The following is a 13,024-nucleotide window of genomic DNA, read 5'->3' on the forward strand; positions in this document are numbered from 1 at the left end:
AAGCTTTAACACCCACTACGACAATTGATAACATATACCAATGGCATCGAACAGCACGAGTAGTCTGGGGTCTTCATCGACCGGAGAACCGGCGGCGCTCATCGTCACCCGAACCGAAACCGTGCCAGCGGGCGTTCCGGTGCGAAGTTACGACGAACTGTCGGACACCGCTCAGGGGTTCCTGGCGGAGTTCGACGGTCACGAGAAGGTCGTCCGGATGACCAGCGACGTGTCCGAGGAGTTCACCGAGGACACCGTCATCGTGTTCAACGACTACCTCCGGGTCGACGTGGCGTGAGGAACCAACAACCGAAGCCGTTTTCTCCGGCAGGACGGCATGTAGGGACATGAGCATGAGCGGAAGCGGTGAGATGACGCTGGCCTTCGAACTGTCGGCGCTCAAAGAGCTTGCGAGCCCCGGCACCGTCTTCGAGGACGCCCGGCGCTGGACGCGCTACGTCGGCGTCATCTCCGACCAACCGACATACGTGGTGACGAACTTCACCCGAAAGAATCGCATCCGACAGGATTTCTTCTCCGGTCCGAAGGGACGGGCCGAAAGCCTCGACAGCGTGAAATCGCAGTTCGACACCGACCGACACGTCTTCGTCGGTACGACCGACGACGACCGTGAACTCGCCGAGGACCACGACTGGGAGTTCCTGCACGTCGAAGACGCCGCCGAGGCGGCCGAGTGGGACCTGGCGTCCGACGCCGACGAGGACGACGAAGGGAAAGAAGAGGACGTGCGCGACGATTGGCCATAGCCACCCGGAATTTTCGTCCCGTCAGCACTCCGCCCGCAGGCGCTGTTTTCCCCGCTCGGTGATCTCGTAACAACACCAGTTCGTGTTTCGCACGAGGTTACGCTCGGCGAGGGAGCGACAGCGGCTCGCGGTGACGCAGTTCGACAGGGCGAGTCGCCGTTCGATGTCGAGTCGAACCTGTATTCCGTCGGCCGCGAGCAATCGGAGGATTCGTTCGTCTATCGGGCGCAGTCGGTCGGGAACCCCGCTGGCCTGTGCCATACGCCACCTCTTTTTTCCGGGGATAAGTAGCTCGCTAAGAGGGGTATTGAGGGGGGACGGTCGGTGGGGAGCGCTATTGAGAACTATCCCTACGCTGACGACACCTGTCGGAATTCGTTCGTATCCTCGCACGGCGATATCCGATCACGCCGTTTAAAATCGTCAGGACCGAACGGACCGGTATGGCAGAACCGCGCGTCCCGGGAGGGAACGGTGCGACGCTCGAACTCCCCTGTGGCGAGACGGTAGCGACCGGACGACTCGACATGGGGATGCGCGAGTACGACTGTGACTGTGGCGAATCGCACGCGGTCGTCATGGACGTGCACCCGCCGTCACGCTTCGTTCCCGAATTTCTCGTGGACATCCTCCGCGAAACCATCGATACGACCGACGAGAACGTCGAGTTCGGCACGCTTCACATCATGGGCGTCGTCATGGAGGAGTTCCCCGAGGACGTCGCCAGCGAGGACGTGGCCGACAACCCCGACCTCGGCTATTCGATGGTCTGGGTGACGGACTTCGACTCCCGACGGCTTCACGAAATCGTCGTCGAACTCATCGTCGAACTGATGGAACACGCCATCAGCCACGCCGAGGACGACGAGGCGATGAGCCAGTTCGAAGCGGACATGCTGAACTTCGACGTGCCGACCTTCGTCGATCAGTATCGAGCCGAACGGGACTTCTCCGGCCCACACGACCGCCCCGCGTGAGGATACTTCCGCCGAACTGACCTCGCCGAGCAGACACTTGTCTGACAGAGGTTTAAGTGGTGGGCAGCCAACCCTGCTCATATGTCTGCTCGGGAAGAAACGTTCGAATCCATCCGGCAGGCCGTTACCGAGCACGACGCTGGTGAACCGCTCACCGCGCGCGAGATTCTCGAACTCCTCGACGAAACGGACCACAGCGGCGGGGAGTTCGGGAGCACACACGAAATCGCGACCGTCCTCGGACGGCGAGCACGGGCGGGTGACGTACGGGTGATTCGTTCCTCCCCGTACCGGTACGAACTCTAGATTTTTCCACATACCAAACTACAAGACCCCGGGACACGCGCTTCGAGTCGATGCTGGACGAGTTGCTCGGGCGCGCCGAGTTGAAAGAGCGAATCGACGAACTCGAAGACGAGAACCATCATCTCGAACGACGGGCACAAGCCGAGGAGGAACGCCGCTCCGAGGCCGTGACGGAGCGTCAGAACGCCGAGGAGCAGGTCAATCGTCTCGAAAGCCGTATCGTCGAACTCGAAGACAGGGTCGAACGGCTAGGGGACGACGAGGAGTCAGTGGAGTTTCGAGGCACCGAATCGCTTCACGGGAAGCGACTGGACGAGGTGCTGGCCCGTCTCGAACGTATCGAGACGGAACCCGAAGGGGTGCTGACCGCGATGGTGACCGACGACCTGTCGGAGACGGTCCGCGACGCGTTCGGCGACCACGCGCCGCTCGTCGCCCGTGCCGCGCCGTGTTTGGCGCTGACCGACGACGCGGGACTGGTCAGCGCGGCGCTCTCCCCGCCGAATCCCCCGGAGGAGTTCGCCTCGTGGAGCGATTCGTTCGATTTCGATTCGGCGTGGTTCCGCCCGGAGGGGCGCTTTACCTTCGCGCTCGTCCGCTCCGACCTGTTCGCCATCGCGGAGTACGACGGCCGGGAGCGACTGTCCGTTTCGGGCTTCGAAAGCGACGTGAAGGGTGACCACTCGAAAGGCGGGTTCTCGCAGGCGCGATTCGAGCGGATTCGGGAGGGACAGATCGCCGACCATCTCGACCGCTGCCGGGAGGAAATCGACTCCCACGACGCGGACCGACTGTACGTCGTCGGCCAGCGGACGCTCCTCGCGGAGTTCCGCGATGTCGCCGACCGAACGAAACCGGTCGATGCGACCGGAAAACCGAAAGAGGCGCTGGACGACGCGTTCTACGAATTCTGGACGACGCGGCTGTTTCGCATCTAACCGATTCGGCCGTTCCGGATCAAACCGATTCGGCCATTCTGGATCTAGTCCAACTTCGCGTGAAACAGCAGTCGGCCGCATTCCGGACACATCGCCGTCTCGACTTCCTTTCGCTCGTTCATCCCGAGCGAGCCGAGAAGCCCGCCTCGGCGTTCGCTCGTCTTGACGTACGGTTTCCACGCGTCATTCATGCCGAATTTGACCGGTTCGAGCGAAACGCCACAATCGGGACAGCGATCACTGCTCGTCATGGGTAACTCGTCACGGAGAAGCCTCGTGGTCGTTACGATCCGCTCATTCTTCTATCGTCGCGCCACCACCGATCGCGGTCGGATACGCACGGGCCTCGACGTCCTCGTCGTAGAAGGCGTCGAGCATCGCGCTCGCGATGGCGTTCCGTTTCCCGTCGTGACAGACGGCGAGGACGCTCGGTCCGGCCCCGCTCACGGCGACGCCGGTCGCACCCGCGTCGAGTGCGGCGGTTCGGACCTCGTCGAACCCGTCGATGAGCGCCGCCCGCGACCCCGTGACCGACCCGTCTTCGAGTCCCTTCCCGACCAGTTCCGGGTCGTCGCGGAACATCCCGGCGGTCAGCGTCGCGGCGTTGCCCACGGTACTGACGAGTTCGTCGACTTCGACCGATTGGGGGACGACACGCCTCGCGTCCCGCGTCGAGACGACGGTTTCCGGCAGGCAGGCGACGACCGGTATCGACGCGTCCACCTGCGTGATTTCGTCCTCGGTAACGATCGTGAATCCACCGAGAATCGAGGGAGCGACGTTGTCCGCGTGGGCTTCGCCCGAGACGGCCGCTTCCCCCTCCGCCGCGACGCGAACGAGTTCCTTTCGCGTGAGACCGCAGTCGTAGAGTTCGTTCAGCGCGACGGCGGCGGCGGCAGCGCTGGCGGCCGACGACCCGAGTCCCGACGAGGGTCGAACCCCTTTGTTGATTCGAATGTGTGCGGGCGCGCCGAGTTCCTGGGCGACGACGCCCGCCGTGTTCTTCGCCGGTTCCTCGGGGATGTACTGTCGCCCGACACCCGTTACCTCTATCGTCGTCTCCTCGGCGCGTTCGACCCGTACGATATCCGCGGGTCGTTCCAACGCCAACCCGAACACATCGAACCCACACCCGAGATTGGCACTCGTGGCCGGTGCCCGCACTGTGACCATGCAACACGTATCGAAAGCACGGACAAAAACCTTCGCCTCCGGTCGAAAATTGTCCGACGCTGGCGGGGGGTGCATCGAAACGAGATAGGTAGGTTTTATGATGCCCGTTCGGTGCGACGGCTTCCACGTTACCGGGAGAGTCGGCTTTAAGATACCGTGCCACCACCGCACACGCATGCAGGTTGCGATACTGGCGCACGAAAAGTTCCCCGGTCGCGCGAAAACGGCGGTCGGAATTCTACGATATGCGGACTACGATGTCGCAGCGGTGCTCGACCGAGACCATCCCGGCGAACGCGTCAACGACCACGTTCCCGACGTGCAGGACGCGCCCATCGTCGCCGGGATGGACGACGTGCCCGAGGTGGACGCACTCATCATCGGCATCGCGCCCATCGGCGGCGGGTTCGACGAGTCGTGGCGGTCGGACGTGGCGACCGCGCTCTCCCGCGGTTGTGACGTAATCTCCGGACTCCACTACTTCCTCGAAGACGACGAGGAGTTCGCCCGACTCGCCGCGGCGAACGACTGTGAACTCTGGGACGTTCGAAAACCCCACGACGACCTCACCGTCAGCCAAGGCATCGCGAAGGACGTGGACGCCGAAATCGTCCTCACGGTCGGCACGGACTGCTCGGTCGGCAAGATGACCGCGACGCTGGAACTCGTACAGGCGGCCCGCGACCGCGGCGTAAACGCCGGATTCATTCCAACGGGACAGACCGGCATCATGATCGACGGCGGCGGAAACCCCATCGACCGCGTGGTAAGCGACTTCACCGCCGGGGCCGTCGAGGAGACGATTCTGGAGCGCGCCGACGAGTACGACTACCTGTTCGTGGAGGGACAGGGGAGCATCGTCCATCCGGCCTACTCCGCGGTGACGTGCGGAATCCTCCACGGGTCGATGCCCGACAAACTCGTCCTCTGCCACGAGGCGGGCAAGGAGGCCATTCACGGCTACGAATCCGTCTCCCTGCCGCCGATTTCCGAGTACGTCTCGCTCTACGAGGGACTCGCCCACCCCGTTCACGAAACAGAAATCGTCGCCGGAGCCATCAACACCTCCGGAATCGCGGACGACGAGGACGCCCGCGCGGCCGTCGCGGAGTACGGATCCGAACTCGACGCACCCGCGGCCGACCTCGTCCGTTTCGACGCGGATGCGGTCTTGGAGGAGATTCTATGACCCTCACGACGGCGTTCGAACGGATTTCGCTCCCGCTCGAACACGCCTTCACCATCTCTCGCGGAACGCAGACGACGGCCGAGAACGTCGTCGTCAAGATCGAGGACGACGACGGCAACGTCGGTATCGGCGGGGCCGCACCCTCCGAACACTACGGCGAGACGGCGGCGACGGTCGAGGCGGTCATGCCGGACCTGCTCGACGTCGTGGAGCGGGTGGACGACCCGCACGCGCTCGACCACATCGAACGCGAGATGCGCGAGACGGTCAATCGGAATCCCGCGGCGCGCTGTGCGGTGAGCATCGCGCTGCACGACCTCGCCGCGAAACGCACCGGACTGCCGCTGTATCGCTACTGGGGACTCGACCCCGAAGACACGCTGGAAACGTCGTTCACGGTCGGCATCGACACGACCGACGTCATGGCCGAGAAGACGCGGGAGGCCGTCGAAGCCGGGTACGGCACGCTGAAAGTCAAAGTCGGTACCGACCGCGACGAGGAAATCGTCGGCGCGATTCGGGACGAGGCCCCGGACGCGACGATTCGCGTGGACGCGAATCAGGCGTGGAGTCCGCGTGAGGCAGTGCAAAAAATCGAGGCGCTCGCCGAGTTCGACGTGGAGTTCGTCGAACAGCCGATTCCCGCCGAGAATCCCGAGGGAATGCGGTTCGTGCGCGAACGCGCCGCGCTCCCCATCGCGGCCGACGAATCCTGCGTCACGCTGGAGGACATCCCGCGAATCGCCGACAAGGCCGACATCGCCAACCTGAAACTGATGAAATGCGGCGGCCTTCGGGAAGCGATGCGGATGATTCACGCCGCGCGGGCGGAGGGCCTGGAACTCATGCTCGGCTGTATGATCGAAAGCAACGCCAGCATCGCGGCCGCGTGCCACCTCGTCCCGCTGCTCGACTACGCCGATTTGGACGGCTCGCTCCTCCTCGCGGAGGACGACTACGAGGGCGTTCCCATGCCGAATGGCGTCATCGACCTCGAAACGGGATTGGCTGGAACCGGCGCGCGGAAACGCTAACCCTACTCTTACTCGACCAGTTTTCCGACCCGTTCGGCTCGAAACCCGACCATCTCATCGTAACCGTCGGTGGACATCAAGACGGGATAGAACGGCCGGTCGGCGCGGAGTTCGCTGGCCCGGTCGTCCTCTCTTCGGGCGAACACCTCTCCTTCCGCGACGCGGACGAAGTTCTCGCCGACGAACTCGTAGTTCGCGCCCTCCACGGCGTCGAACACCCGGTACAGTTCGGGGGAACCGTCGTCCGAAAGGGTATCCAGTGCGTCCATCTCGCCGAGGAAGTTCCGGAGGACGCGCTCGGCGTTTCGCTCCGCTCGTTCGCTTCCCCGGTACCCGCACTCGACTGCCACGCCGTCGACGTAGTCGATGAGGCCGCCAGCGAGGTAGCTGATGTCCACGACGCGCCCCACGCCGGTCGCCCGCGCCAGCCGTTTCGTTCGGTCGTTCAGCCGCGTGACGAGCGCGAACGGCTCGGGTTGTGATTCCGTCGAATGTAAGTCGAGGACACCACACCCGTCGAGTTCCGGCAGGAGTTCCGCCGCGAGCCGGGATTCGTGTGTTTTCCCGTTCGAGTCTCCCGGAAACGCACGGTTCAAATCCTCGTCGATGAATCGGACGTCCTCCGCGATGGCCTCCTCGTTGGCGAGGACGAAACGAACCGCGCGGGAGAAAGAGGGTTTTTCGGCCAGCACGCGCTCGACGGCCGTCTTTCCGCAGCGTTCGTTGCCGTGCAGGCAGGCGACGACGGCCAGGTCAGGGGTCCCGGCACCGAAGGTCTGGACGCGCATCGATAATCGTGCCACGCAGACCCACGACTTGAGGCTGTGGATTCCCGCACGACGTTGCCTCCTATTCCCGCTTTTTCTCGTGTTCGGTGTCGTGGGTTCGGAGTTGAACCTCCTTGTCCGTTATCCCGTGGATGGCCTCGTGCGGAAGCGGGTAGATGTCCTTCGCCTCGTCCTTCCACCCGAGTAGCATCTTGTACTCGTCGAGGAGGCTCGGATGCGGATCGACGTAGGCGATACCGTCCTCGACCTTGGTGATGATGCCGACCTTCTGCTCGTCCACGTTGAACACCGGCTTGTCCACGTCCTCGGGCTTCGGTGATTTTCGCATAGGGGTCGTACTACTGTCAGCACCTTCATATTAACCGTCGAACGCGGTGCCGTCGTCACCGACCATCGGTCGCGTGAACGTCGTCGGTCGGGTCGTACTCCATCTCTTCGGCGACGGTGCGAACGATTTCGGTCCCGAACTCGCGCTCGACGATGTGGAACGCGAGGTCGATACCCGACGTGACACCACCGGCGGTCAGGATATCGCCGTCGTCGACGACGCGAGCGTCGACGACGTGTGCCGCCGAGTCCCGGAGGTCGGGGAGTGCTCCGGCGTGGGTGACTGCGGGACGACCGTCGAGTAGTCCCGCACTGGAGAGCAACATTCCGCCGGTGCAGACCGCGGCGATTGTCGTTCCCCGTTCGTGGTGCGTCGCCAAAGCGTCGGGAAGGTCGCCTCGTTCCGCTTCCGTCCGCGCTCCCGCCTCGCTCCGGTCGTTCCATCCACCGCCGGGAACGACGATGAGGTCCGGTGAGCGGTCGTCGAGTGTCGCGTCGGGTTCGACACGGAGGCCGTGACTCGCCGTGATTCGTTCCGTTTCCGCGAGCGTACAGAGAGAGACCGTGAGGTCCGAACCGGCATCGGCCGCGTTCTCGAACACTTCGTACGGGCCGATGGCGTCCAACTCGTCGAATCCCTCGAAGAGGACGATAGCGATTTCCATGTTCCGACTATCGATAGCGCTTTTCGAGATAGTAAACCCGCTGGTGAACCGGATATCGAACCCCTGTCCGTCGTGGTTCCTCGCGCCGTCTCAACACACTTATCTGGCGCGTGGCGCGTACCCAACCGCATGAGCGATATCGTTGTCACGCTCCCGGACGGTGCCGAACTCCAGATGGAGGACGGTTCGACCGTGGAGGACGTGGCGTACGAAATCGGCCCCGGACTTGGCAAGGACACGGTGGCAGGTGTCGTGGACGGCGAACTCGTGGACAAAGCGACGCCGCTGTCGGCGGACTGCCGACTCGTCATCGTCACCGACCAGAGCGACGAGTACCTGAGCGTCCTCCGTCACTCCGCCGCCCACGTCTTCGCACAGGCGCTGAAACGACTCCACCCCGAAGCGAAACTCACCATCGGCCCGTGGACCGACGAGGGATTCTACTACGACATCGCGGGCGTGGAACTCGACAGCGACGACCTCGCCGCAATCGAGGACGAGGCCCACGACATCATCGCCGAGGACCTCGACATCGAGCGCACCGAGAAGTCCCGCGAGGAAGCGTTCGACTTCTACGAGGACAACGAGTACAAACAGGACATTCTCGACACCGAGGCGGCCGACGACGACTCGATATCCTTCTACGAACAGGGCGAGTTCACCGACCTTTGTAAGGGTCCGCACGTCTCCTCGACGGGCGAAATCGGCGGCTTCAAACTCCTCGAAACCTCCGCGGCCTACTGGCGCGGCGACGAGGAGAACGACACGCTGACCCGCGTCTACGGTACGGCGTTCCCCTCCGAGAAGGACCTCGAACAGTACCTCACGCGAGTGGAGGAAGCCGAGGAGCGCGACCACCGCAAACTCGGCAAGGAACTCGACCTGTTCTCCATCGACGAGACGACCGGCCCCGGCCTCCCGCTGTATCACCCCAACGGGAAGACCATCCTGCGCGAACTGTCGGACTACGCGGGCGAACTCAACCGCGGCGCGGGCTACGACGAAGTCGAGACGCCCCACCTGTTCCGGACGGAACTGTGGAAGAAGTCGGGCCACTACGACAACTACGTGGACGACATGTTCCTCCTCGACGTGAACGACGAGGAGTACGGCCTGAAGCCGATGAACTGCCCCGGCCACGCGACCATCTTCGACCAGCACAGTTGGAGTTACCGCGACCTGCCGATCCGCTACTTCGAGAACGGCAAAGTGTATCGCAAGGAACAACGCGGCGAACTCTCCGGTCTCTCCCGCGTCTGGTCGTTCACCATCGACGACGGCCACCTGTTCGTCCGCCCCGACCAGATCGAACGCGAGATTCGCCAAGTGATGGACCTCATCTTCGAGGTTATCGAGACGTTCGACTTGGACGTGGAAGTCGCCCTCGCGACCCGCCCCGAGAAGTCCGTCGGTAGCGACGAACTCTGGGAGCACGCGGAGGAGCAACTCCGCTCCGTCCTCGAATCCAGCGGCATGGATTACGACATCGAAGCGGGAGACGGCGCGTTCTACGGCCCGAAGATCGACTTCGGCTTCGAAGACGCCCTCGGGCGCGTCTGGGACGGCCCGACGGTCCAACTCGACTTCAACATGCCCGAGCGCTTCGACCTGAGCTACGTCACCGAGGACAACGAGGAGGAGCGCCCGGTCATGATCCACCGCGCGCTGTACGGTAGCTACGAGCGCTTCTTCATGGTGCTTATCGAGCACTTCGACGGCAAGTTCCCGCTCTGGCTTTCGCCCGAACAGGTCCGCGTGCTCCCCGTCAGCGACGACAATCTTGGGTATGCTCACCGCGTTGCCAACCAACTCGACGACTTCCGCGTGGAAGTCGAGGACCGCTCGTGGACCGTCGGCCGAAAGATCCAGCAGGCCCACGACGACCGCATCCCGTACATGATCGTCGTCGGCGGCGACGAGGAGGAAGCGGGCACGATTTCGGTCCGCGACCGTCTGGAGCGCGAGGAGAAGGACGTTTCGCTGGAGGAGTTCCGCGAGCATCTGGAAGAAGAACGCGACGAGAAGAGTACGGACCTCGCGTTCTTGGACTGAACCCCTGTGGTATTTCCCTAAGCGAGTTTTTCACGTGGAATCGACCGTCACGTCGTCCAATCACTCGATTTCTAGCTGGCCACTCCCACTATCTCCCTCTCCGCTGTTCTCGTCCCATTCGAGTTCGAACTCGATACTCAATTCACCGGGTCCGTCCGTCGGTCCTTCACGTTCGGCTTTGACCTCGAACGTTGGACGTGCCGATGGCTCCATCGTCACGGACTCGGACCCCGATTTTAGCGTAATCGCGTCACCTTGTTCCAACTTCTCGGCTACACGGCGAAGGTACGTTGCGATTTCCTCTCGACTCTGATCGCTCTCCGATTTGAACAGGACTTCTTCGGGCATGTAGACGTATACACAGCCCATACTGATAACTGCACCCTCTGCTTGGACCGCTCTGCTGAACTCATCCTCTGCACTGACACCATACTGCCCCGAACAAATCTCGAACGAATCACTCACTCGACCCACCCACTGCTCAGTCCACCTCGTCGCTTCCGCTCGTCTCCCGTCGAACGAACGGCCAGATTCACTCTATCCGCGCACGGAGGTCGTTCGCTACCTGTTCGGTCCCCGAATCGCCGCCGATATCGGGGGTTCGCGGGGCGCTCGTCTCGGCCAGTTGGTTCGCGACGGCGGTCCGCAGCGCCCGTGCGACCGCCTGTTCGTCGAGGTGGTCCCAGAGGAGCTCCCACGAAAGCACCGTTCCAATCGGGTTCGCGATACCCTCGCCCATGATGTCGAAGGCGCTCCCGTGAACCGGTTCGAACATCGACGGATACTCTCCCGTCGGGTCGATGTTCGTCGACGGAGCGAGACCCATGCTTCCGGAGATACCCGCGCCGAGGTCGGTGAGGATGTCTCCGAAGAGGTTCGAGGCGACGATAACGTCGAACTCCTCCGGTCGCCTGACGAAGTCCATGCTGGCCGCGTCTACGAGCAGCCGTTCGACGTCGACTTCGGGATAGTCTCGATGAACTTCGGTTACGATATCGTCCCAGAAGACCATCCCATGAGCCTGTGCGTTGGATTTCGTGATACTGGTGAGTCGTCCTTCGCGCTCGGCCGCGGCGGCGAACGCCGCGCGGACGATACTCTCGGTGCCTTCGCGAGTGTAAAGGGCACTCTGGATCGCGACTTCGTTCTCGAAGCCCTGGTATTCCCTGCCGCCCACGTCGGCGTACTCACCCTCCGTGTTCTGTCTGTAGACGACGAAGTCGATATCCCCGTCGGCGTAGTTCCGCAGCGGACTGGTAACGCCCTCGAACAGGTAGGTGGGACGTTTGCAGACGTGTTGCTTGAATCCCTTCGTGATCTCTAGTCTGAGCCCACGCAAGGTCACGTGGTCGGGGACGTCGGGGTGTCCGACCGCACCGAGAAAGATGGCGTCGTACTCACGGAGTTCGTCGAGTCCGTCGTCCGGCATCATCATCCCTTTTTCGAGGTATCGCTCGGACCCCCAATCGTACAGGGTCGTCTCGAACGAGACGCCGCACGCGTTGGCTGCGGCCTCGACGACCGGCATCGAGCACTCGACGACTTCGGATCCGATACCGTCACCCGGAATCACCGCTATCTCATATGACATTAGCTACCATAAAACAGGGAATCACAAGGGTGTTATGAATCTCGACGTGTCGTGAATCCCGGTGTACCGTAGTGTTCGCAATGTCGAAATCCGTACTTCCAACCGACCCACTTCTCACTCCAACTCGTCGCTTCGCTTCGTCTCCCGCAGGATGAACGGTCCGATCGAAAGCGTCCGCTTGGCCACCGTCGCAATCCGGAGAATAAACGCCAGCAGGATCATGAACGGCGTGATCGCAATCGTGGACGCCAGACTGACCGTCAGCACGTCGTTGCTGATGCCGAACGTGTAGCCCGGAATCGCTTTCGCGTCGAAGTAGATTATCATCGAAATCGTGACCACGAGCGCGGGGACCGCCGTGTACAGCATGGCCCGCGAGAGGTTGACGAGTTCCCACTGGAAGTAGAGCGTCTTGAAGTGCTCACGCGCCGGTCCGAAGAAGGTGAGCGATTCGATGATGTCCTCGAAGGCGTCGTTCGCGTCCTCGGAGAGCGCATCGGCGTGCTTGTGGCGGATCTTCCGCGCGAGGAAGACCTTCCACGAGTAGTTGAAGTTGAGGATCGCGGAGAGTACGTCGAACGTCCCGAACTGCGTGTCCTCGAGCGTGTCGCTCACCTCGTCCGCGTTGCCCGTCAGGCCATCGACGTAGCTCCGGATTTCCTCTTTGAGGTCTTCGTCTCGACTTTCGTCCACGGCGTCGGCAAGCGTTTCGGCCCGCGATGCGGTTTCATCGAGGAGCGCCTTCATGAACGACGCCGGTTCGGGCGGTGCGGCCGGAACGTCGAGCGCGTTCTCGACCTCCTGGCGAAACTCCATCGCACCCTCCATTCGACTCCGCTGGTCGCCGACCGGCCCGAGTTCCTGCGAGAGGACGAGTTGGTTCAGCGTCACGACGAGGGTCACGCCCGTGATGATCGCCCCGACGAAGCCCTGAAACACCGTATCGACCGCGTCGTCGCTCGGGCCGATGTACTGTTGCAGCGGCGACGGGTCGAGCACGCCCAACACGACCAGCGCCACGAAGACGGCTATCAGGGTACCGCCCGCGACGAACCATCGGTTCGCCTCCATCAAGATCCACAGCTTCACCCGGCTCTCGTTCGCTCGCTCGCGCATCGTGTCCCCGGGTTGCGCGCTCCCGCCAGACTCGCTCATGGGAAATGAAAAGCCGAGTACGTTGAAATAGACACTTGCCGAATACGGTCGTTCTTGCCGGA

At 62.7% G+C, this 13,024-nt stretch carries 17 protein-coding genes; 8 read left to right on the forward strand and 9 right to left on the reverse strand.

The window, feature by feature from the left end; genetic code table 11:
- Positions 1-40 precede the first annotated feature (40 nt).
- On the forward strand, positions 41-298 hold the full coding sequence (locus NKF25_RS03190) for a hypothetical protein (protein ID WP_253225268.1): 258 nt from the start codon (positions 41-43) through the stop codon (positions 296-298).
- Between the two features lie 49 nt (positions 299-347).
- Positions 348-767 carry a hypothetical protein gene (locus NKF25_RS03195; RefSeq protein ID WP_253225269.1) on the forward strand — a complete coding sequence of 140 codons (420 nt, stop codon included), beginning with the start codon at positions 348-350 and terminating at the stop codon, positions 765-767.
- Positions 768-788: 21 nt separating this feature from the next.
- On the opposite strand, the gene NKF25_RS03200 is transcribed toward NKF25_RS03195, so the two are convergent.
- Positions 789-1,028: a hypothetical protein gene (locus tag NKF25_RS03200; RefSeq protein ID WP_253225270.1), complete on the reverse strand. Its 240-nt coding sequence runs from the start codon at positions 1,026-1,028 to the stop codon at positions 789-791.
- A 182-nt stretch (positions 1,029-1,210) separates the two neighbouring features.
- Here NKF25_RS03200 and NKF25_RS03205 point away from each other — a divergent pair, with 182 nt between their 5' ends.
- The 3 genes from NKF25_RS03205 (at position 1,211) to NKF25_RS03215 (ending at position 2,988) form a co-directional block, all read left to right on the forward strand.
- Positions 1,211-1,744, forward strand: coding sequence for a DUF5815 family protein (locus NKF25_RS03205; RefSeq protein ID WP_066141015.1), 534 nt, complete (start codon positions 1,211-1,213; stop codon positions 1,742-1,744).
- 81 nt (positions 1,745-1,825) lie between these two features.
- Positions 1,826-2,050 carry a hypothetical protein gene (locus NKF25_RS03210; protein WP_253225271.1) on the forward strand — a complete coding sequence of 75 codons (225 nt, stop codon included), beginning with the start codon at positions 1,826-1,828 and terminating at the stop codon, positions 2,048-2,050.
- 50 nt (positions 2,051-2,100) lie between these two features.
- Positions 2,101-2,988 (forward strand): Vms1/Ankzf1 family peptidyl-tRNA hydrolase, encoded by an 888-nt coding sequence (locus NKF25_RS03215; RefSeq protein ID WP_253225272.1) that lies wholly within the window; start codon positions 2,101-2,103, stop codon positions 2,986-2,988.
- Between the two features lie 44 nt (positions 2,989-3,032).
- On the opposite strand, the gene NKF25_RS03220 is transcribed toward NKF25_RS03215, so the two are convergent.
- Together NKF25_RS03220 and NKF25_RS03225 are read right to left on the reverse strand one after the other, a co-directional pair.
- Complete coding sequence (locus NKF25_RS03220; RefSeq protein ID WP_066141023.1) at positions 3,033-3,239, reverse strand: hypothetical protein; 207 nt, start codon at positions 3,237-3,239, stop codon at positions 3,033-3,035.
- 43 nt (positions 3,240-3,282) lie between these two features.
- The gene (locus NKF25_RS03225) at positions 3,283-4,161 is read right to left on the reverse strand and encodes a homoserine kinase (RefSeq protein WP_253225273.1); all 879 of its coding nucleotides are present in this window, start codon (positions 4,159-4,161) and stop codon (positions 3,283-3,285) included.
- A 175-nt stretch (positions 4,162-4,336) separates the two neighbouring features.
- Between NKF25_RS03225 and NKF25_RS03230 the strand changes: the two genes are divergently transcribed.
- Positions 4,337-5,350 carry a DUF1611 domain-containing protein gene (locus tag NKF25_RS03230; RefSeq protein ID WP_253225274.1) on the forward strand — a complete coding sequence of 338 codons (1,014 nt, stop codon included), beginning with the start codon at positions 4,337-4,339 and terminating at the stop codon, positions 5,348-5,350.
- A complete protein-coding gene (locus tag NKF25_RS03235) occupies positions 5,347-6,384 on the forward strand; it encodes a dipeptide epimerase (RefSeq protein WP_253225275.1) in 1,038 nt (345 codons plus the stop codon). The genes NKF25_RS03230 and NKF25_RS03235 overlap by 4 nt, the downstream gene beginning before the upstream one ends.
- Before the next feature lie 8 nt (positions 6,385-6,392).
- On the opposite strand, the gene NKF25_RS03240 is transcribed toward NKF25_RS03235, so the two are convergent.
- The 3 genes from NKF25_RS03240 to NKF25_RS03250 are packed head-to-tail and all read right to left on the reverse strand — an operon-like array spanning position 6,393 to position 8,164.
- The gene (locus NKF25_RS03240; protein WP_253225276.1) at positions 6,393-7,187 is read right to left on the reverse strand and encodes a succinylglutamate desuccinylase/aspartoacylase family protein; all 795 of its coding nucleotides are present in this window, start codon (positions 7,185-7,187) and stop codon (positions 6,393-6,395) included.
- 46 nt (positions 7,188-7,233) lie between these two features.
- A complete protein-coding gene (locus NKF25_RS03245) occupies positions 7,234-7,500 on the reverse strand; it encodes a hypothetical protein (protein ID WP_253225277.1) in 267 nt (88 codons plus the stop codon).
- Between the two features lie 55 nt (positions 7,501-7,555).
- Positions 7,556-8,164 carry a DJ-1/PfpI family protein gene (locus NKF25_RS03250; RefSeq protein WP_253225278.1) on the reverse strand — a complete coding sequence of 203 codons (609 nt, stop codon included), beginning with the start codon at positions 8,162-8,164 and terminating at the stop codon, positions 7,556-7,558.
- Positions 8,165-8,293: 129 nt separating this feature from the next.
- Between NKF25_RS03250 and thrS the strand changes: the two genes are divergently transcribed.
- Complete coding sequence (thrS, locus tag NKF25_RS03255; RefSeq protein ID WP_253225279.1) at positions 8,294-10,216, forward strand: threonine--tRNA ligase; 1,923 nt, start codon at positions 8,294-8,296, stop codon at positions 10,214-10,216.
- 60 nt (positions 10,217-10,276) lie between these two features.
- Here thrS and NKF25_RS03260 read toward each other — a convergent pair whose 3' ends face one another.
- From NKF25_RS03260 to NKF25_RS03270, 3 genes are all read right to left on the reverse strand, one after another.
- Positions 10,277-10,564: an amphi-Trp domain-containing protein gene (locus tag NKF25_RS03260; protein WP_253225586.1), complete on the reverse strand. Its 288-nt coding sequence runs from the start codon at positions 10,562-10,564 to the stop codon at positions 10,277-10,279.
- Positions 10,565-10,748: 184 nt separating this feature from the next.
- Positions 10,749-11,807, reverse strand: coding sequence for an isocitrate/isopropylmalate family dehydrogenase (locus NKF25_RS03265; protein ID WP_253225280.1), 1,059 nt, complete (start codon positions 11,805-11,807; stop codon positions 10,749-10,751).
- A gap of 114 nt (positions 11,808-11,921) precedes the next feature.
- Entirely contained in the window at positions 11,922-12,962 is a 1,041-nt protein-coding gene (locus NKF25_RS03270) for a hypothetical protein (protein WP_253225281.1), read from the reverse strand.
- Positions 12,963-13,024: the final 62 nt, after the last annotated feature.

Origin of the sequence: Haladaptatus sp. AB643, assembly GCF_024136975.1 — an archaeon.
Classification (GTDB): Archaea; Halobacteriota; Halobacteria; order Halobacteriales; family Haladaptataceae; genus Haladaptatus.